The 18853-nt window shown below is 65.0% G+C and carries 13 protein-coding genes, 2 tRNA genes and 1 riboswitch; of the genes, 10 read left to right on the top strand and 5 right to left on the bottom strand.

Features of this window, described 5'->3' with window-relative positions:
- Nucleotides 1-34: 34 nt before the first annotated feature.
- Nucleotides 35-961 carry a translation elongation factor Ts gene (gene tsf, locus ATF69_RS22295; protein WP_015013552.1) on the bottom strand — a complete coding sequence of 309 codons (927 nt, stop codon included), beginning with the start codon at nt 959-961 and terminating at the stop codon, nt 35-37.
- A gap of 106 nt (nt 962-1067) precedes the next feature.
- Nucleotides 1068-1820: a 30S ribosomal protein S2 gene (gene rpsB, locus ATF69_RS22290; protein WP_056067188.1), complete on the bottom strand. Its 753-nt coding sequence runs from the start codon at nt 1818-1820 to the stop codon at nt 1068-1070.
- A 187-nt stretch (nt 1821-2007) separates the two neighbouring features.
- On the opposite strand from rpsB, the gene ATF69_RS22285 reads away from it, so the two are divergent.
- From ATF69_RS22285 to ATF69_RS22275, 3 genes are all read left to right on the top strand, one after another.
- A complete protein-coding gene (locus ATF69_RS22285; RefSeq protein ID WP_146872332.1) occupies nt 2008-3363 on the top strand; it encodes an amidase in 1356 nt (451 codons plus the stop codon).
- 52 nt (nt 3364-3415) lie between these two features.
- The gene (locus tag ATF69_RS22280; RefSeq protein ID WP_146872331.1) at nt 3416-4648 is read left to right on the top strand and encodes an FAD-dependent oxidoreductase; all 1233 of its coding nucleotides are present in this window, start codon (nt 3416-3418) and stop codon (nt 4646-4648) included.
- A gap of 100 nt (nt 4649-4748) precedes the next feature.
- Nucleotides 4749-6278, top strand: a complete 1530-nt coding sequence (locus tag ATF69_RS22275; protein ID WP_146872330.1) for an NAD(P)H-hydrate dehydratase — start codon at nt 4749-4751, stop codon at nt 6276-6278.
- Between the two features lie 3 nt (nt 6279-6281).
- On the opposite strand, the gene ATF69_RS22270 is transcribed toward ATF69_RS22275, so the two are convergent.
- Nucleotides 6282-7022 (bottom strand): helix-turn-helix domain-containing protein, encoded by a 741-nt coding sequence (locus ATF69_RS22270; RefSeq protein ID WP_146872329.1) that lies wholly within the window; start codon nt 7020-7022, stop codon nt 6282-6284.
- 120 nt (nt 7023-7142) lie between these two features.
- On the opposite strand from ATF69_RS22270, the gene ATF69_RS22265 reads away from it, so the two are divergent.
- Nucleotides 7143-8153 (top strand): alpha/beta fold hydrolase, encoded by a 1011-nt coding sequence (locus tag ATF69_RS22265; RefSeq protein ID WP_146872328.1) that lies wholly within the window; start codon nt 7143-7145, stop codon nt 8151-8153.
- A gap of 93 nt (nt 8154-8246) precedes the next feature.
- Here ATF69_RS22265 and rnr read toward each other — a convergent pair whose 3' ends face one another.
- Nucleotides 8247-10580 (bottom strand): ribonuclease R, encoded by a 2334-nt coding sequence (gene rnr / locus ATF69_RS22260; RefSeq protein ID WP_146872327.1) that lies wholly within the window; start codon nt 10578-10580, stop codon nt 8247-8249.
- A 19-nt stretch (nt 10581-10599) separates the two neighbouring features.
- Here rnr and ATF69_RS22255 point away from each other — a divergent pair.
- A tRNA-Leu gene (locus tag ATF69_RS22255) sits at nt 10600-10684 on the top strand.
- A gap of 186 nt (nt 10685-10870) precedes the next feature.
- A tRNA-Leu gene (locus ATF69_RS22250) sits at nt 10871-10955 on the top strand.
- A 150-nt stretch (nt 10956-11105) separates the two neighbouring features.
- On the opposite strand, the gene ATF69_RS22245 is transcribed toward ATF69_RS22250, so the two are convergent.
- The gene (locus ATF69_RS22245) at nt 11106-13877 is read right to left on the bottom strand and encodes a DUF349 domain-containing protein (RefSeq protein ID WP_146872326.1); all 2772 of its coding nucleotides are present in this window, start codon (nt 13875-13877) and stop codon (nt 11106-11108) included.
- A 951-nt stretch (nt 13878-14828) separates the two neighbouring features.
- On the opposite strand from ATF69_RS22245, the gene ATF69_RS22240 reads away from it, so the two are divergent.
- The 4 genes from ATF69_RS22240 to ATF69_RS22225 all read left to right on the top strand — a co-directional run bounded on the left by ATF69_RS22240 (nt 14829) and on the right by ATF69_RS22225 (nt 18843).
- A complete protein-coding gene (locus ATF69_RS22240) occupies nt 14829-15674 on the top strand; it encodes a lytic transglycosylase domain-containing protein (RefSeq protein WP_146872325.1) in 846 nt (281 codons plus the stop codon).
- An 84-nt stretch (nt 15675-15758) separates the two neighbouring features.
- A riboswitch (ZMP/ZTP riboswitch) is annotated at nt 15759-15912 on the top strand.
- 35 nt (nt 15913-15947) lie between these two features.
- Nucleotides 15948-17192, top strand: a complete 1245-nt coding sequence (gene glyA, locus ATF69_RS22235) for a serine hydroxymethyltransferase (RefSeq protein ID WP_146872324.1) — start codon at nt 15948-15950, stop codon at nt 17190-17192.
- Between the two features lie 24 nt (nt 17193-17216).
- Complete coding sequence (nrdR, locus tag ATF69_RS22230; RefSeq protein ID WP_015013541.1) at nt 17217-17666, top strand: transcriptional regulator NrdR; 450 nt, start codon at nt 17217-17219, stop codon at nt 17664-17666.
- Nucleotides 17667-17940: 274 nt separating this feature from the next.
- Nucleotides 17941-18843 carry a DMT family transporter gene (locus tag ATF69_RS22225; RefSeq protein ID WP_146872323.1) on the top strand — a complete coding sequence of 301 codons (903 nt, stop codon included), beginning with the start codon at nt 17941-17943 and terminating at the stop codon, nt 18841-18843.
- Nucleotides 18844-18853 lie beyond the last annotated feature (10 nt).

Below are 18853 nucleotides of genomic sequence, written 5' to 3'. Positions count from 1 at the left end.
TACGAGGCTTTGGTGGGGTGGTTACAGGGAACGATCAGGCAGCAGCCTTGGCAGCAGCCACCTGGGCAGCCACTTCGGCAGCAAAGTCGTCCACCTTCTTCTCGATGCCTTCGCCCACCACGTACAGGGTGAAGCCCTTCACGTTGGTGTTGGCAGCCTTGAGCATCTGGGCCACGGTTTGCTTGCCGTCGGCAGCCTTCACGAAGACCTGGTCGGCCAGCGAGACTTCCTTGAGGTACTTCTGCACCGCGCCGTCGATGCGCTTGGCCGTGATTTCAGCGCTTTGTGCAGGCTTGCCGGCAGCCACGAGTTCCTTGTTGGCTTCGTCAGCCTTGCCTTCGGCGACCGAGCGCTCCTTGGCGATCAGGTCGGCAGGCACGTCGGCGCTGGTCAGGGCCACGGGCTTCATGGCGGCCACGTGCATGGCAACGTCCTTGGCGGCGGTGGCGTCACCGTCGAACTCGACGACCACACCGATGCGCGAGCCGTGCAGGTAGGCTGCCAGGTTGGAGCCGCTGAAGCGCTTGAAGCGGCGGAACGACATGTTTTCGCCGATCTTGCCGATCAGGCCCTTGCGAACATCTTCCAGCGTGGGGCCGAAGCTGTCTTGCTCGTAGGGCAGTGCCCCCAGGGCTTCCACCGTGGCGGGGTTGTGCAGTGCCACCAGCTTGGCAGCGGCGTTGGCCATGGCAATGAAGCTGTCGTTCTTGGAAACGAAGTCGGTTTCGCTGTTGACTTCGACCAGAGCACCCGTGGTGCCGTCGATGTAGCTGGCGACCACGCCTTCAGCAGTCACGCGCGATGCGGCCTTGCCAGCCTTGGTACCCAGCTTGACGCGCAGCAGCTCTTCCGCCTTGGCCATGTCGCCGTCGGCTTCGGTCAGCGCCTTCTTGCATTCCATCATGGGGGCGTCGGTCTTGCCACGCAGTTCAGCCACCATGCTTGCGGTAATTGCAGCCATCTTTATTCCTTCAGTATTCAGTTCAGTCAGTTCAGATTCGGGCTAAAAAAAAGGGGGCTCACCAGGGGCCCCGCTTTTGTTCGCGACGGATCGCGCAGCCGGGCTATCAGGCAGCGGCTTCTTGCACTTCCACGAATTCGTCGGTGCTCTCGGCGGTTGCAGCCTTCACGACTTCATTCACGGCGTTGGCACGGCCTTCGATGATCGCGTCAGCGATGCCACGGGCGTACAGCGTCACAGCCTTGGCCGAGTCGTCGTTACCAGGGATCACGTAGTCAATGCCTTCGGGCGAGTGGTTGGTATCAACCACACCGATCAGCGGGATGCCCAGCTTCTTGGCTTCGGCCACGGCGATCTTGTGGAAACCCACGTCGATGATGAAGATGGCGTCGGGCAGAGCAGCCATGTCCTGGATGCCGCCGATGTCCTTTTCGAGCTTTTCGATTTCGCGGGAGAACGTCAGTTGCTCCTTCTTGCTCAGGTTCTCGAGGCCAGCTTCTTGCTGAGCCTTCATGTCCTTGAGGCGCTTGATCGAGGTCTTCACGGTCTTGAAGTTCGTCAGCATGCCGCCCAGCCAGCGCTGGTCCACGAAAGGCACACCAGCGCGTTGCGCTTCGGTGGCCAGGATTTCACGGGCTTGGCGCTTCGTGCCGACCATCAGGATCGTGCCGCGGTTGGCAGCCAGTTGCTTGGCGAACTTTTGGGCTTCCTGGAACAGTGGCAGCGACTTTTCCAGGTTGATGATGTGAATCTTGTTGCGATGGCCGAAGATGTAGGGGGCCATCTTGGGGTTCCAGAAGCGGGTTTGGTGACCGAAGTGGACACCGGCTTCCAGCATTTCGCGCATGGTAACGGACATAAAAATACTCCAAAGGTTAGGTCTAAAATCAGCCCCAATATTTGCAGTGCCGTGATCCTCACGAACACTGCAACACCTTGACAGGGCTGCTTTGCGATTGGTCTTGCCGCAGCGGCCACGCCGGTTGTGCAAACCTTGCACCACTGCGCTACTGCTCCCAGCAAAACCCAAAGATTCTAGCACACCCATGCTCCCTGACCTGATCGCCACCCGTGAGCAACTGCGGGACGGCGCCACCACCGCGCCCGCCGAGCTCGAGCGCTGCATCGACGCCGCCCAGGCCGCATCCAACACCCACAGCTTTGTGCGCACGCTGTTTGACGAGGCACGCACCACGGCGATGCAGCCGGGTGTGGCTCAGCTGCCCCTGGCCGGGCTGGCGGTTTCGGTGAAGGACCTGTTTGACGTGGCCGGCCAACCCACCCCGGCGGGCTCTACCGCGCTCGCAGACGCTCCCGCAGCAGCCGAGGACTGCCCGGCCGTGGCCCGCCTGCGCGCAGCGGGCGCCAGCCTGATCGGCCGCACCAACATGGTGGAGTTCGCGTTCTCTGGCGTGGGCGTCAACCCCCACTACGGCACGCCTGCTGCCTGGGATGCCCGCTTTGGCGCCCTGCCCAGCGCGCCCCGCGTGCCCGGCGGGTCTTCGTCCGGCGCCGGGGTATCGGTAGCCACTGGCGCGGCGTTCATCGGGCTGGGATCGGACACCGGTGGCTCCATCCGCATTCCTGCAGCGCTCAACGGCATCGTGGGCTTCAAGAACACCGCCCGGCTGGTGCCTACCGCCGGCGCCGTGCCGCTGTCCACCACCCTGGACACCGCCTGCGCCATGACGCGCACCGTGCGCGACGCCATCGTGGCGCACGAGGTGCTGGCCGCCCGGCGCGTGACGCGCAGCCTGGCGCCGCTGTCCCAGTACCGGCTGGCGGTGCCGTCCACCCTCTTCCTGGACGGGCTCGACGCCCCCGTGGCGCGCGCCTTTGAGCGCAGCGTGGAAGCCCTGCGCCAGGCGGGCGCACAGATCGACACCATCGCATTGCCCGCTGTGCTGGAACAGCCCGCCTACGGCTTTGCCGCCCCCGAAGCCTACGCCTGGCACCGCGAGCTGCTGCAGCGCGCAGGCGACCGCTACGACCCCCGGGTGCGCATGCGCATTGAAAAAGGCGCCACGCTGATGGCCTGGGAATACATCGACCTGCTGCAGGCGCGCCAGCAATGGATTGCACGCATGATCGCCGACATGGAGCCGTACGACGCCCTGCTGTCCCCCACCGTGCCCATCCTGGCGCCACTGCTGTCCGATGTCGCTCCTGCGGATGGTGCGGACAAGGCCCGGGACGCCGCCCGCGATGCCGAGTTCTTCCGCGTCAACAACCTGCTGCTGCGCAACACCAGTGTGGTCAATCTGCTGGACGGCTGTGCGCTGTCGCTGCCCTGCCACGTGCAAGGGGAACTCCCGGTCGGGCTGATGGTCTGGCACGGGGCGCTCAGGGACGACACGGTGCTCAACATCAGCCTGCAGATCGAGCAAACACTACAAAAATAATAGCTAACAGCGCATGATTCACTAGCGCTACAAGCCAAAAACACCCAAATTCATGAAGATTGCTATCGTGGGCGCCGGCATTGTCGGCGTCACCACCGCGTACGAACTGGCCAGCGACGGCCACGAAGTCACGGTGTTTGAACAACGCAGCGCGGCCGCCGAAGAGGCCAGCTTTGCCACCGCCGGGCTGCTGGCGCCCCACCTGCTCAGCCCCTGGGCGCTGCCGGGCTTCGGCCAGCCGCTGCGACTGATGGGGACACAGGCCACCCTGCGGCTGGCTGGCGGCCTGACCCGCGCCAACTGGGCCTGGCTGCGGCGCTGGCGCAGCATGGCGCGCAGCCACAGCGCCCCGGCCGCCGCGGTCGAACGCCTGGCGCAATACAGCCAAGCTCGACTGCAGGCCATTGCGAACCAGCACGAGCTGGACTTTGAAGCCAGCGACGGCCGCCTTGTGCTGCTGCGCACCGAAGAAGACCGCGCCCGCCTGCAGCCCGCGCTGCAAGTGCTGCGCGACAGCGGCGTGGCCCTGCGTGAGATCGACGCCGATGTGGCGCGCCAGATCGAGCCAGGCCTCTCGCCCGAAGCCCCGCTGGCCGGCGCGATCCACCTGCCCGATGCGCGCGCGGGCAACTGCCGTCTGTTTGCACAGTTGCTGCGCCAGGGCATCCAGGGTGCGGGGGTGCAGTTTGTGTTCAACACCCGCGTAGACCTCGTCGGCACCAGCCCCACGGGCGTGGTGCTGCAGGGCGAGACGGATCTGCACCGCTTTGATGCCGTGGTGCTGTGCGCCGGCATGGCATCGGCCACGCTGCTGCCCGCACTGGGCCTGGGGCTGCCCATGGCGGCGGTGTACGGCTACTCCGTGAGCGCCCCGCTGCGCGAATCCACCCACGCCCCCCGCGCCAGCGTGGTGGATGCGGGCCAGCAAATCTCCATCACCCGCCTGGGCCAGCGCGTGCGCATTGCCGGTGGCGCTGAACTGGCCGGGGCCGATGCCGAGCACCACACCCCCACACTGCAGCGCCTGTACCGCACGCTGAACGACTGGTTCCCCGGGGGGGCGCAGCTTTCATCCAACCTGCAGATCTGGCGCGGTGCCCGCACCATGCTGCCCGACGGTGCCCCGGTGGTGGGCGCCAGCGGCGTGCCGGGCCTGTGGCTCAACACCGGCCATGGCGCTGGCGGCTGGGCCCTGGCCTGCGGCAGCGCGCGGGCACTGGCCGACCTGATCGCGCAGCGGGAACCCGAGGTGTCGCTGGACGGGCTGGGCATGCGGCGGTTCTAAGAGCCTGTTCACAGGCCCGCCTGCGCTTTGCCCGCACGGGGCATCGGCGCACAATGGCAGGCGCGCTGCCGCTGGCAGCAGCCCTTGCCCCCTGCAGCCCATGCACCGCATCACCGCCCACCAGCCTTATCCCCTGTTCAACACGGCCGCCACGCGCCGCCTGGAAAAAGCGGCGGCAGCCGCCCTGCCCCCGCACACGCTCATGCAGCGCGCCGGCCTAGCCGTCGCGCAACTGGCCCAGGCGCTGGCACCCTACGCACGCACCGTGTGGATTGCCTGCGGCCCCGGCAACAACGGGGGTGACGGGCTGGAGGCTGCCATGCACCTGCAGCACAGTGGCCGCAGAGTGGTCGTGACCTGGCTGGGCCAGCCCGATACGGCCCCGGCGGATGCCAGGGCCTCATGGCAGCGCGCGCGGGATGCGGGCGTATCCTGGGCAGACACTGCCCCCGACGATCTGGGGGCCAACGACCTGTGCATTGATGCGCTGCTGGGCATTGGCGTCTCTTCGTCACCCCACAGCCTCGCACACGCGCCCGACGCAAGGCTCAGAGCCTGCCTGCAAGCCCTGCACCGCAGCCCGGCCCCTGTGCTGGCCGTGGACCTGCCCAGCGGGCTGGACGCGGACACCGGCCAGTTTGCCGCGGGCCTGGCGCCCGACACCCCACCCCACCTGCACCACCAAGCGCCCCCGCCACGCCACACGCTGAGTCTGCTCACCCTCAAGCCCGGCCTGTTCACCGCTGCCGGGCGGGACGCAGCAGGCCAGGTCTGGCTGGATGATCTGGGCGTAGAACCCGGGCATGAACCGCCCAACGCCTGGCTTTCTGGCCCCGCCCTGCCCGCCCTCCGCACCCATGCCAGCCACAAGGGCAGCTATGGCGACGTGGCCGTGGTGGGTGGCGAAGGACTGGCAGCGCGGGGCATGGGCATGGCGGGCGCCGCATTGCTGGCCGCTTCGGCCGCTCTGCACAGCGGCGCGGGCCGGGTGCTGGTGGCCCTGCTGGACGATGGGCATCTGCAACTGGACCTGCAGCAACCCGAGTTGATGTTCCGCCGCTTTGACGCCCTCGCGCTCGAACAGCTCACCGTGGTCTGCGGCTGTGGCGGCGGGCAGGCCATCACACGCGTACTGCCCGAGGTCATCACCCGCGCGGCCCGACTGGTGCTGGATGCCGACGCGCTCAACACCATCGCCACCCAGGCCGCACTGCACGCGCGGGTGGTGGCACGCGGACAGCACGGACAACCCACGGTGCTCACACCGCACCCGCTGGAGGCTGCGCGCCTGCTGGGCCTGACCACGGCCGAGGTCCAGGCCCACCGGCTGGATGCTGCGCAGCAACTGGCCAACCAGTTCAACTGCGTGGCCGTGCTCAAGGGCTCGGGCACCGTGGTTGCCGCACCCGACCGCGTCCCGGCCATCAACCCCACGGGCAATGCGCGGCTGGCCACGGCGGGTACGGGCGATGTGCTGGCAGGCATGGTGGGCGCCCACCTGGCCGCCGGTGCCAGCGCCTTGCGCGCGGCGAGTGAAGCGGTGTACCAGCATGGCCAGGCGGCTGATGATTGGCCAGCGCGCCAGGCGCTGACGGCCAGCGCACTGGCGCGGCGCGTGGGCGGAAGCTGAGCCTCAGGCCAGCAAGGTCACCTTCTTGAGCGGCTTGAGCACGCTCGACGGTGTCATGCCAAAGGTCTGCCGGAACATGCGGCTGAAGTGGGCCGAATCAGAAAACTCGCCATGTAGCGCCGCGTCGGTCAGGCGCGGGCTGACCGCCAGCCCCGCCATCGCCAACCGCACCTGGGACCAGACCCGATAGGTGCGCAAGCTCACGCCCATCTCGGCGCGAAACAGGTGGTTGAAACGCGATGCCGAAAGCTGGACGCCCGAGGCCAGATCACCCCGAGCCACCCTCCCCGCCTGCGGATGGCGCAGCAGATGCAGGCTGCGGACGACGCGTGGGTCGAGTGGCGCCACCTCGCTATCGAGCGGGCAACGCAGCAAGGCGGGCAGGTCGAAGTGATGCAGATAACCCTCCATGGCACTGCGCGCGCCCACCGGGACTGCGACGTCCACCACCACACCCCCCTCTTGCCCGAACAGCCCCCGCAGGCCGCGCGCCTGCGCCGAATCTGGCTCCAGGTACACCAGCGCCACCACTTCACCACAGGGGTCGAACAGGTGCTCCACCCCGGCATCGACCAACGCGCTGTGGCAGGTCTCCACACGCCCTGCCCCCCAGTGCACCGCAAACCGGCCCGAGAGCCCCATCAACAGCACCGGCGACGCATGGCAGTGCCAGCCCGTGGCCGGGATCTCCCCGACGTAGAGCGCGCGGTCAGTGCCCAGGGTCAGTGTGTTGCGTGCCGGCATAGCCCAAACCTACAAGTTTTTTTACCGAAATCTCCGTAGCCTTGCCTCTTGCCAGGGGGCCTGCCGGTGTGCAAACAGGGCCCCTGACGTGTACGCAGCCATATCCCTGGAGAACGCTTCTTGAAACGCATCACTATTTCTGTTGCAACGGCACTGGTACTGGGCACAGCCGGCCTCTACTACGGGGCCCCTTCACTGTTCAAAGAGCCCCTGCTCAGGGCCAATCGCCATCTGTCTGGCCTGGAAGAAAAAACCACCAACGCGGCGATGCACGCCATCCACTACCTGGACAACGGCACGCCCCCAACCCCCGCGCCAGCTGTCGGCAGTGGAGCAGATGCTGGAACGCCCATTGTTCTGCTGCACGGCATTTTTGCGGAGAAGGACCATTGGGTCGATTTTGCGCGTCCCCTCACCGGCCAGTACCGGGTGATTGCCCCAGATATCGCGGGCTTTGGCGAAAGCACGCGGCGCGATGACCAAGCCTACGACTATGCCGCCCACGTGACGCGCCTCGCCGCGTTTCTGGATGTACTCGGCTTGGCGCAAGTGCATCTGGCTGGCAACTCGATGGGTGGCACGATCGCAGCGCTCTTTGCCCTGCGGTACCCTGAGCGCGTAGCCAGCGTGGCCTTCATCGGCGCGCCCCACGGCATACGCTCGCCCCAGCCCAGCACCATGGACCGCCTCATCGACGCCGGGCAACGCCCGCTGGTGGCCCACAATGCCACCGCCTTCAAAGCGATGATGGAGTTGGTGTTTGAAAAGCGCCCCTTCCTGCCCTACCCCATCCTGCATGCCTCCGAGCAGGACGCGCTGCGCAACGCTGCATCCAACACCCGCCTGTGGGACGCGCAGCTGAAAGACCGCTATCTGCTGGAACAACACCTGGCCCGCCTGCAGCAGCACCCCACCCTGGTCCTGTGGGGCGACAGCGACCGCGTGTTCGACCGAAGCGGCCTTCAGACGGTGCAGAAGCTGCTTCCGCAGGCACACATCGCCGCACTGCCTGGCATCGGGCACCTGCCCATGATGGAAGCCCCCGCCGACACGGCACAACGGTATGCGCGCTTTCTGGAGCCATCGAGCGCCCCTCAAGCCGCCAATCATGCACACTTCAATAAAAAATAGCCGCAAGCGCATGTTCTATATGCGCTAGCAGCTATCAATTAAATAGCAATGGTGAGACGAGCTGGAGGGCCTTGGTCCACCAGCTCGACGACCTCAGCCGCGGCGTGGCTTGCGCGCTTTGCCTTTGCTGGACTTACCCGCCACCGCCTTCTTGACCGATGCTTTGAGCGACTGGATCGGCGAACGCGCGGCCCGCTCGCGGGTCAGGCCGGCCTGCTCGGTGGCAGATGGACCTGCGGCCTTGTCGGCCTTGCGTCCGCCGGACCGACCACCCGCCTTGCGGGCACCACCACCAGCCCCCTCGGTACCCACACCCTTGTCCTTGAGCGCGCGGCCGAGCAGTTCCTCGCCTTCGCGCACCAGGCGGAAGTCGATCTTGCGCCCGTCCAGATCCACACGGCTCACCTGCACCCGCACCCGCGCGCCGATGGCGTAGCGGATGCCGGTGCGCTCGCCGCGCAGCTCCTGGCGCGCCTCGTCGAACTTGAAGTATTCGCCGCCCAATTCGGTGATGTGCACCAGCCCCTCGACGTACATCGCGTCCAGCGTCACGAAGATGCCGAAGCTCGTCGCAGCACTGACCACGCCACTGTATTCCTCGCCCAGGTGCTCGCGCATGTACTTGCACTTGAGCCAGGCTTCCACATCGCGGCTGGCCTCGTCGGCGCGGCGCTCGTTGGCACTGCAGTGCAGGCCTGCGGCCTCCCAGGCCTGGGTGTCGCGGCTGGGCGGTTTCACATCCTTGCGTGGCTTGGTGCCAGGTGCGGCCACGCGCGCAGCCAGACGTTTGGCCAGCTTGGCATGGGCTTCGCCGGGTGTGGGCAAGGACGGCAGCGCGTACTTCGTCTTGCTCAGGATGGCCTTGATGACCCGATGCACCAGCAAGTCGGGATACCGACGAATGGGGCTGGTGAAATGGGTGTAGGCATCGAACGCCAGGCCGAAGTGGCCGCTGTTGATGGGCGTATAGATGGCCTGCTGCATGGAGCGCAGCAGCATGGTGTGGATCTGTTGTGCGTCGGGCCGATCCTTGGTCGCCGTAGCAATCGCCTGGAAGTCGCCCGGCTTGGGGTCGTCGCCAATCGTCATGCCCACGGCCATTGCCTTGAGGTAGTTGCGCAGGGTCTCCTGCTTCTCGGGCGTGGGGCCTTCGTGCACACGGAACAGGCCCGGCTGGCCACCCTGTGCAATGAAGTCGGCGCTGCACACGTTGGCGGCCAGCATGGCCTCCTCGATGAGCTTGTGCGCGTCGTTGCGGGTGCGCGGCACGATCTTTTCGATGCGGCCGTTTTCGTCACACACAATTTGCGTCTCGGTGGTCTCGAAGTCCACGGCGCCGCGCGCCTGGCGCGCGATGAGCAGCGCGCGGTATACGTCATGCAGGTTGAGCAGGTCCTTGACGCGGTCCTTGCGCTTGCTGGCTTCCGGGCCGCGCGTATTGGCCAGGATGGCGGCGACCTCGGTGTACGTGAAGCGCGCGTGGCTGAACATCACAGCCGGGTAGAACTGGTAGGCGTGCACCTCGCCCTTGGCGGTGACCAGCATGTCGCAGACCATGCACAGGCGCTCCACCTCGGGGTTGAGCGAGCAGAGCCCGTTGCTGAGCTTCTCGGGCAGCATGGGAATCACGCGGCGCGGAAAGTACACGCTGGTGGCGCGGTCGTAGGCATCGATGTCGATGGCGCTGCCCGTTTCCACATAGTGGCTCACGTCGGCAATCGCCACCAGCAGACGCCAGCCCTTGCTGCGGCCGACCTTGGCGGGCTCGCAGTACACGGCATCGTCGAAGTCGCGCGCGTCTTCGCCGTCGATGGTGACCAATGGCACGTCGGTCAGGTCCACGCGGCGTTTCTTGTCCTGCGCGCGCACCTTGTCGGGCAGCTCCTTGGCCTGGGCGAGACACTCGGCAGAGAACTCGTGTGGCACGCCGTACTTGCGCACCGCGATCTCAATCTCCATGCCAGGGTCGTCCACTTCGCCGAGCACTTCGGTGATACGCCCCACAGGCTGGCCGAACAGGGCCGGAGGTTCTGTCAGCTCAACCACCACGACCTGCCCGGGCTTCGCGGCGCCCGTGGCGCCCTTGGGGATCAGTACATCCTGGCCATAGCGCTTGTCTTCGGGAGCCACGAGCCACACACCACTTTCCTGCAGCAGCCGGCCGATGATGGGCTGGGGTGGACGTTCGATGATTTCCACAACGCGGCCTTCGGGACGGCCACGGCGGTCCTGGCGCACGATGCGCACGCGCACACGGTCCTTGTGCAGAACTGCGCGCATTTCGTTCGGGGGAATATAGATGTCGCCTTCGCCATCGTCGCGGATGACGAAACCGTGTCCATCACGGTGCCCTTGCACGCTGCCTTCGATCTCTTGCGACAAATGTGTGGCTGGCTGCGTGCCGGGGGTGGATTTTTTGTTATACAATCTTAGTCTTTCCTGAAATGCCCAGGTGGCGGAATTGGTAGACGCACTAGTTTCAGGTACTAGCGAGTAACATCGTGGAGGTTCGAGTCCTCTCCTGGGCACCAAGTTTAACGAGAACCAGCGATGGTTTTCAAAATATCGAAGCCGCTGTACACCCAGCGGCTTTTTTATTTGCTGAGATGTTTTGCATGCCCTGCTGCGGCCAAAGATTTTTGAGCCGACGGCACATTTTTTTGAAAACTCTTCAGAAGCCCGAATTTCTTGTCCTATAATTCGAGGCTGATCTGAAAGCCCAGGTGGCGGAATTGGTAGACGCACTAGTTTCAGGTACTAGCGAGTAACATCGTGGAGGTTCGAGTCCTCTCCTGGGCACCAAACACATAAAAAGCCGTTGCAGTTGCAACGGCTTTTTTGTTTTCAAACCCTCAAAGCAAAGAAAAAAACGAGACCGCTGGCGGTCTCGTTTTTCGTTCTGTCTGCTGCCCTGAGGGTACACGCGCCGCAGCGCGCGTCCCAGCCCTTCAATTACTTGCGCAGCAACGTCTTGAGCACGTTCTGCAAACGGCGTGCGTTGGCCGCATCGCTATTGCTCGCGAGCACGCGCGCCACATCCTGACCCCAGGTCTGGGTGGGCGCAGGGTCGTTGCGGCGCGTCAGCAACTGCAGTTGCAACATGCGCCGCGCGGCAATGTGCTCTGCAGGAGTTGGGGCCTCGGCCGCCATTTCGAGGCGCAGCAGCGCTTCTGCCGCATCGCCCTTGGGCGCAGCCGACAATGCCTGTGTCCAGGCACTGCGCACCGATGCCGTCACACCCGAACCCAGATCTTGCGTGCCGGGGACCAGCGCTGCATCGCGCTTTTCCCATGCGGTCAACAGCTGGGTCAAGGCTTCGCCGTGGGCCTGTGCGGCCAACTTCTTCAGAGCCAGCTGCGCGTGCTCCATCGCCTCGCGCTGAGCACGGAATGCCGTGTCCCCCAAGCGAGGGCCACGGTCCTCGAAGGCTGGACGATCACCAAAACGGCCTCCCCGGTCAGCGCGATCGCCCATGCGGCCATCACTGCGTGGGCCGCGGGCACCGTCACGGTCGCCAGGACGACCATCGCGGCGGTCACCCGGTCGCGCACCACGGCCGGGGGCCACCGGAGCGTCTTTCTTCATGCCAGGGCGGTCATCCCCACGCACCGCCACAACAGGTCGTGCAGCAGGCTTGGGGGCCGCAGGTGCTGGCGCAGGCGCGGCTGCAGCGGTGTCACCACCTTCCGCAGCCTCGGCAGAGGCCTCTGCTGCAATTTCAGTAGCAGCTGGAGCAGCATTCGCCTGCGCTTCAGCATGCGACTGGGCATCCTTGTTGGCCGTGGCGACCGCTTCCGCCGCCTGGGCCTGGCCGCGCAATGCAGCCTCCAGCGCCTGCATCGCGGCACGGATCTGCTGCGCATCACCCGTGGCGTTGGCAGCCTCCAGGGCCTTGGAGGCGTCCAGAACGACGCGGTCCCGCGCACTCAACTCGGTGACAGCACGGTCACGATCCGCCGACTTGCGGTTGAACGCTTCGTCAATGGGCTTGCGGAATGCGTCCCACAGCTTTTGCTCGTGCTTGCGGTCCAGCGGCACGGTCTGTGCCTCAGCCTGCCAGCGCTGTTGCAACGCCTTGACGGCGTCGATGCGCAAAGCGGGTGCCGCGCCCAAGGCTGTGGCCTCGTCGATCATCGCGTGGCGACGCGCCAGGCTTTCCTTCTGTGCAGCCTCCAGGGGGGCAGCGGCCAGGGCAATGGCCTGTTTCCACAGGGGCTGCAGCTCTGCAAAAATCTTCTCGCCCACATGCCCGCCTTCGCGCCAGCGATCGCCGAACTGATACAGCGAGCGGTTGATGGCCTTCCAGTCGCCCGACGCAGCGTGTTCTTGCGCCCAGGCCTTGACCTCCTCGATCAGCGCCAGGCGCTGAGCCTTGTGCTCGGCCGCTTCAGTGCGGATCTTGTCCAGCCAGGCCTCGACCACCTTGTGCGCCGCGTTGCAGGCTTCATCAAATTTCTTCCACAGGGCGTGGTTAGGCGCACCACCCTGGTCTGCCTGCTTCCACTGGTCTCGCAAATTGCGCAGGGTCTCCTGCATCTTGCGGCCACCCAGGGCCTGGCCCTCGGGGCGGTTGAGCAGCGCTTCGGCCTTGGCCACCAGGTCTTCACGCACCTGGTCGGCACTCCAGCGTTGCCAGCCTTCCAGCTCACCGGCAGCCACCAGCGCCGTGTGCACCTGCTGCTCCAGGGCATTGTCAATGTGTTTGCCATGCACCTTGAGCACGGCGCGCAACGCAGCCGCTGCGCCAGCGCTGGCCTTGCCATGGCCTTCAGCGGTTTCTTTTTCGAGCGTCGCCAGCGCATCGCGCACCAGTTGGTGCGCCTTTTCGATCACCTCTGGCGCCACCTTGGGTTTGGCGACACGGGCCGGCTTGCTGGCCGCTGCTGAAGCAGCCGCAGCGGCGGCGGCCTCCGTGGGCAGGCCACGGGCAGCGCGCAATTCGTCCGCCCACACCGGCACGGGAGGCAGAGGCGCGGAGACATCTTCTGCCGCTGCAGCCGCCTGGGCGACTGCGGGCTGAAAAGCCTCCCACACCACCAGCAACTGGGTGCGAGAGGCATCCAGCAAAGGGGGGAACCGCGCTTCGACGCTCGCCCAGCTCGCATCGCCCGTGAGCTCCTGGGCCTGCTCCTGCCAGCGCGCGACATCGGCGCGCAGCAGCTCCAGCGCAGCATGGGCATCACGCCAGGGTTTGGTGGAAAGCACTTCAATGCGCTGCGCCAGCAGCACAGCGGCCTCGCGCTGCACCTGCACGCGGTGCTGCAGGTCTTCAATGACCTTCACACGGTCCGCCAGCTGCACCTTGAGCAGCGACAGCGGCTCGCGCGACAGAGGCGCACCCGCCTTGGCGGCATCCCGCTGCCAGGCCAGGGCATCTGCAATATTGAGCTTGGGGGCCGCCAGCAGTGCCTGGGCCTTGTCCGCCCATTCGGCCGCAATAGCCTCTTGCCCCTTGGCACGGCGGATTTCGTCCAGCCGTTCGCGCACGGCGCGGGCTGCGCCCTTGTCACGTCCGCTCAACTCCTTGAACACCTCCTGCAGCTGCTCAGGCGCTGGCTGCGTGGCCAGCCAGTCACGGATGCGGGAAGCGCGCTCACCCGATGTAGCGGCAGAAAAAGCGCCGCCGGTCAGCGCATCGAGCGGGTGCGGCTCGTGGGTTTTGGCCGGGGCCGGATTCACTTCAGGTGCGTCGGACATTTTGCTGCGGGAAAAAAATGGAAACATGGATCCAATGGATTACGAAGGCATCCCTGGCGCAGGGCCTGGGGCCGTGCCCGAGCGACCGCACCATGCGCACGCCAGGGCAACAAAAGGGCTATTTTCACCGGATTGGGCCAGCAAGCCATGGCGGGGAGCATCGTCCACACCAGCCAGGTGATCTGGCACAAGGCTTTGCGAGGCAGGCCGCCCCGCCGATGGACCTCTGCGAGAACGCCGCGCGACACTCCGGGCGAAGGGTCGCCGCTCTAGGGAACAGCCCCCATTATCTATATATAAGACAGCGCCGCCCACCCACAAGGCGAAGCACCAATAAGAAAGCCCGACGAGCAGTGCCTGAAGGGCCTGCCCGCCGGGCTTGACGGCTGACACAACGGTCTTTGCCATCGGTCGCGATGCGGAGAGAAAGGTCCGCATGGCGAGGAGGCAAGGTATTGCCTCCAGGGGTTGCCATGGAAGCGGCATCTGCTGCACCTTGGCACTGAATGCCCTCGGAGGGAGACTTCGCTTCGTCTGGCGATGCCTGAAATCTACAGGCGCCTCCACCTTATCAAACTCACTCGGCCAACTCAAATCGGATTCTCAATGGCGGAGAAAAGCCCGATTGAATTTGACATGGTGATGTCAGCCACCACCGGCCCACCCACAGCGCTGAACAGCCCCTCACCCCACAAAAACTGTGATTTTTCACATGTTTTTCATAATTTTTATGTCTTAAAAATAGTTTTGTTAGTATTGACTATGCATTTAGTGAGCTTCTAGAATCCGCCAGCCCCAAAAACAGGGCTAGTACAAACCCCAATCGCTGCCGAACCCGGCTAAGTCAATCCAGGGCGCCAAGCACTCCACAGACGTGCAGCCCGGACTTGATGGCGTACCAATCCAGGCGATCTGCCAGCAAAGCACAGTCCACTGCGACTGCCCCGCTCCACTGGCCCGCTTCAGAAAGGAAGAGCTATGACAGCGTCAGGAAAAATAGTCTCCGGCGTGCGAACCTTCGCGGCCGACGTGACCGAAGGTTTTCTTGAAATCACCCACAACAGCTTCGCCCTTATCGGCTTGGCCGTTGCCTTTGTCGTCATTGCCCTCACTGCACGGCCCGACCTGCGCCAGGCTGGTGAAGAGCAACTGATGAACTGGCTGCAAGCCCGCCAGGTTGAAATGCTGGGTATGCCCATCGAACCGGAAGCCAGCGAGCGCGCTACGGCGGTAAACCCCAAGGACCTGCCCAAAGAGCAGGCAGCCGTGGCCTTCTGGCTCAGCAAAAAGTACCGCGTGGCGCCTGAGCCCCTGAGCGCTCTGGTGGCCGAGGCCTACGAGATTGGCACCCGCGCCAAGATCGACCCCACCCTGATCCTGGCCATCATGGCCATTGAGTCGAGCTTCAACCCATTTGCCGAAAGCGCCGTGGGCGCACAGGGGCTCATGCAGGTGATGACCCGCGTGCACACTGACAAGTACCAGAACTTCGGCGGTCACTTTGCAGCCTTTGACCCGGTGAGCAACCTGCGGGTCGGTGTGAAGGTGCTGCAGGAATGCATTGCTCGCGCTGGCTCGCTCGAAGGCGGCCTGCGCTTTTATGTGGGTGCAGGCAACATGGCCGACGACGGAGGCTATGCCGCCAAGGTGATGGCGGAACATTTACGCCTGCGCCAGGTGGCCGGTGGTCGCGCAGTGCCTTTCAATCCTCCGCCCTCCTTGTCTACCCAGGCTCCCGTGCAGAGCATCCCCGCAGCGGTACCCCGCACCACAGCCCCTGCAGCAGTCAGCGACAAGGTGGCTTTGCTGACACCTGGCCTGTAACCCTGCGGGCTCCCGGCACCCAGGCAACAACCCTGGCGCCCAGCGGTTCGGACGGTGCGGCACTGGCGCCGTGTCGGCTACACTAACGGGGTACGCGACTGGCGATAGGCGCAACATCCTGCCACTGGATGTTGCCGCTGACGTGGAAACCAGCAAGAACCTACTTCTTGTGAACCACTGGGAAGCGTGCCGCAGGGGCCCTGCCCCATGCGTTCAGCCGTTCGCCTGGGCAGCCCTTGTTTCAAGGGACACAAGTTCATAGGACTGCCAATCATGTACGACCGCAAAATTCTTGTCGAACAAACCGACCCCGAGCTGTTTGCTGCCATCCAGGCGGAGAACGCGCGCCAAGAGCACCACATCGAGCTGATCGCCAGCGAGAACTACGCCTCCCCCGCCGTGATGTGGGCCCAGGGCACCCAGCTGACCAACAAATACGCAGAAGGCTACCCCGGCAAGCGCTACTACGGTGGCTGCGAGCATGTGGACGTGGCCGAGCAACTGGCCATCGACCGGGTCAAGCAGCTGTTCGGCGCAGAAGCCGCCAACGTGCAGCCCCACTGCGGCGCATCGGCCAACGAGGCCGTGTTCCTGGCCTTCTTGAAGCCCGGCGACACCATCATGGGCATGAGCCTGGCCGAAGGCGGCCACCTGACACACGGCATGCCGCTGAACATGTCTGGCAAGTGGTTCAACGTGGTGTCCTATGGCCTGGATGCCAACGAAGCCATCGACTACGAAGCGATGGAGAAAAAGGCGCACGAGACCAAGCCCAAGCTGATCATCGCCGGTGCCTCGGCCTACAGCCTGCACATTGACTTCGCACGTTTTGCCAAGGTGGCCAAGGACGTGGGCGCGATCTTCATGGTCGACATGGCCCACTACGCCGGCCTGATTGCCGCGGGCGTGTACCCCAACCCCGTGCCCCACGCCGACGTGGTCACATCCACCACGCACAAGAGCCTGCGCGGCCCCCGCGGCGGCATCATCCTGATGAAGGCAGAGCACGAGAAGGCCATCAACAGCGCCATCTTCCCCGGCCTGCAAGGTGGCCCGCTGATGCACGTGATCGCGGCCAAGGCCGTGGCTTTCAAGGAAGCGCTGCAGCCCGAGTTCAAGGCCTACCAGGAGCAAGTGGCCAAGAACGCCAAGGTGGTGGCTGAGACGCTGACTGCCCGCGGCCTGCGCATCGTGAGCGGCGGCACGCAAAGCCACGTGATGTTGGTGGACCTGCGCGCCAAGGGCATTACCGGCAAGGAAGCCGAGGCCGTGCTGGGCGCCGCCCACATGACCATCAACAAGAACGCTATCCCCAACGACCCTGAAAAGCCGATGGTGACCAGCGGCGTGCGCATTGGCACCCCCGCCATGACCACGCGTGGCTTCAAGGAAGAAGAAGCCCGCATCACGGCCAACCTGATTGCCGACGTGCTGGACAACCCCCGCGACGAAGCCAACATCGCCGCCGTGCGTGCCAAGGTCAACGCACTGACCGCTCGTTTCCCGGTCTACCGTTAAGCAACAAGCCGGTCCTCAGCGCCCATGAAGTGCCCCTTCTGCAGCCACCTCGAAACGCAAGTTGTTGAAACGCGGGTGTCTGAGGATGGGGTCTTCATCCGCCGCCGCCGCCAGTGCGGCGCGTGCGACAAGCGCTTCACCACCTACGAGCGGCCGGAAGTGAACTTCCCGGCCATCGTCAAAAAGGACGGCCGGCGCATCGAATACGACCGCAGCAAGCTGCTGGGCTCTTTCAACCTGGCGTTGCGCAAGCGCCCGGTCAGCACCGACCAGATCGACAGCGCCATCGAGCGCATCGAAGAAAAGCTGCTCAACCTGGGCCAGCGCGAAGTGATCTCCAGCCGCATTGGCGAGCTGGTGATGCGGGAGCTCAAGAAGCTCGACAAGGTGGCTTATATCCGCTTTGCCAGCGTGTACCGCAGCTTTGAAGACATCGACGACTTTCGCGCCATGGTGGATGAGGTGCGCAAGTAGCCAATCGCGCTCCAGGGTGGCCGTCACGCGGATGACCGCCCCTACGCAGCCCCCGCCCCTGCTACCTCGTCTGGCCAATGCAGAGCGCGGCACCGTTGGCACACATTGCGCACTCCCAGGTTCTGCCATGGCCCTGCGCGTGTGTCGCGCAAGCTACTCTGCAATTGCTACTAATTTGATAGCTATCGCAGCATGATGGACTAACGCTTCAAGCAGTTTTTTGCATCAAAACTGCCATCCAACACTCCGGCAAGCACTGCGCAGGTGCCTGACAATGCGCGCGGTGAAAACCCGCCACTTCCTGCAGCTGGTGCTGCTGTCTGCCCTGTGGGGCGCTTCCTTTTTGTTCATCCGCATCGCCAGCCCGGTACTGGGTCCGAATGTGATGGCCGCGCTGCGCATTGGGCTGGCCACTCTCACGCTGATCGGCATCATGCGCTGGGCGGATGAGCCCTGGCCCTGGCGCCACTGGCGGGAGCTGCTGGGGCTGGGTGCGCTGACGGTGGCAGCGCCTTTTCTGCTGTACGCCTGGGCGGCCCTGCACCTGCCAGCGGGCTACAGCTCTCTGCTCAACACCATGGCTGTGCCGTTTGGCGTGATCGCCGCCGCCTGGATGAAGGAAGACACGCTGAGCACGCGCAAATGGGCGGGCTGCCTCTGCGGCTTTGCAGGGGTCGCGCTGATCGTGCAGCTGGGGCCTGTGGCGCCCACCTCGGCGGTACTGCTTGCGGCAGGCGCGTGCGTGACCGCTGCGGCGTGCTACGGCCTGTCCCTCACCTGGATGAAGCGGGCGACCACCCGCATGTCACCGCTGTCGATCGCGGCCGGCATCCACGCCGCTGCCCTGGTTCTGCTGCTGCCCGGGGCGGCCTGGACATTGCCCACCGCACGTTTCACTCCCGAGGCGCTGGCCGCCGTGGCCGTGATGGGCATCGTGACCTCGGGGCTCGCCTACTGGCTCAACCTGCGGGTCCTCAAACATGTCTCGCCCGTGGCCGCCATGAGTTCCGCCTTCATGATCCCGCTGTTCGGCGTGGCCTGGGGCCATATCTTTCTGGGCGAGGCACTGGGGCCGGGCATGCTCTGGGGCGGCGCGCTGGTGCTGGTGGCGACCGGGCTGGTCACCGGCTTCAACCCGCTGCAATGGCTGGGCGCGCTGCGCCGCACAGACGACTAAGCGGCGGACT

It is taken from the genome of Acidovorax delafieldii, assembly GCF_007993815.1.
GTDB lineage: Bacteria > Pseudomonadota > Gammaproteobacteria > Burkholderiales > Burkholderiaceae_C > Acidovorax > Acidovorax delafieldii.
Note: the sequence above shows the minus strand (reverse complement) of the source record. Positions and strands in the feature narration are given on the sequence as shown.

Excerpts from the sequence above, each read along its gene's own strand:
- tsf (WP_015013552.1), bottom strand. The coding sequence starts at position 961 with ATGGCTGCAATTACCGCAAGCATGGTGGCTGAACTGCGTGGCAAGACC.
- rpsB (WP_056067188.1), bottom strand. The coding sequence starts at position 1,820 with ATGTCCGTTACCATGCGCGAAATGCTGGAAGCCGGTGTCCACTTCGGT.
- ATF69_RS22285 (WP_146872332.1), top strand. The coding sequence starts at position 2,008 with ATGCTCCCTGACCTGATCGCCACCCGTGAGCAACTGCGGGACGGCGCC.
- ATF69_RS22280 (WP_146872331.1), top strand. The coding sequence starts at position 3,416 with ATGAAGATTGCTATCGTGGGCGCCGGCATTGTCGGCGTCACCACCGCG.
- ATF69_RS22275 (WP_146872330.1), top strand. The coding sequence starts at position 4,749 with ATGCACCGCATCACCGCCCACCAGCCTTATCCCCTGTTCAACACGGCC.
- ATF69_RS22270 (WP_146872329.1), bottom strand. The coding sequence starts at position 7,022 with ATGCCGGCACGCAACACACTGACCCTGGGCACTGACCGCGCGCTCTAC.
- ATF69_RS22245 (WP_146872326.1), bottom strand. The coding sequence starts at position 13,877 with ATGTTTCCATTTTTTTCCCGCAGCAAAATGTCCGACGCACCTGAAGTG.
- ATF69_RS22240 (WP_146872325.1), top strand. The coding sequence starts at position 14,829 with ATGACAGCGTCAGGAAAAATAGTCTCCGGCGTGCGAACCTTCGCGGCC.
- glyA (WP_146872324.1), top strand. The coding sequence starts at position 15,948 with ATGTACGACCGCAAAATTCTTGTCGAACAAACCGACCCCGAGCTGTTT.
- nrdR (WP_015013541.1), top strand. The coding sequence starts at position 17,217 with ATGAAGTGCCCCTTCTGCAGCCACCTCGAAACGCAAGTTGTTGAAACG.
- ATF69_RS22225 (WP_146872323.1), top strand. The coding sequence starts at position 17,941 with ATGCGCGCGGTGAAAACCCGCCACTTCCTGCAGCTGGTGCTGCTGTCT.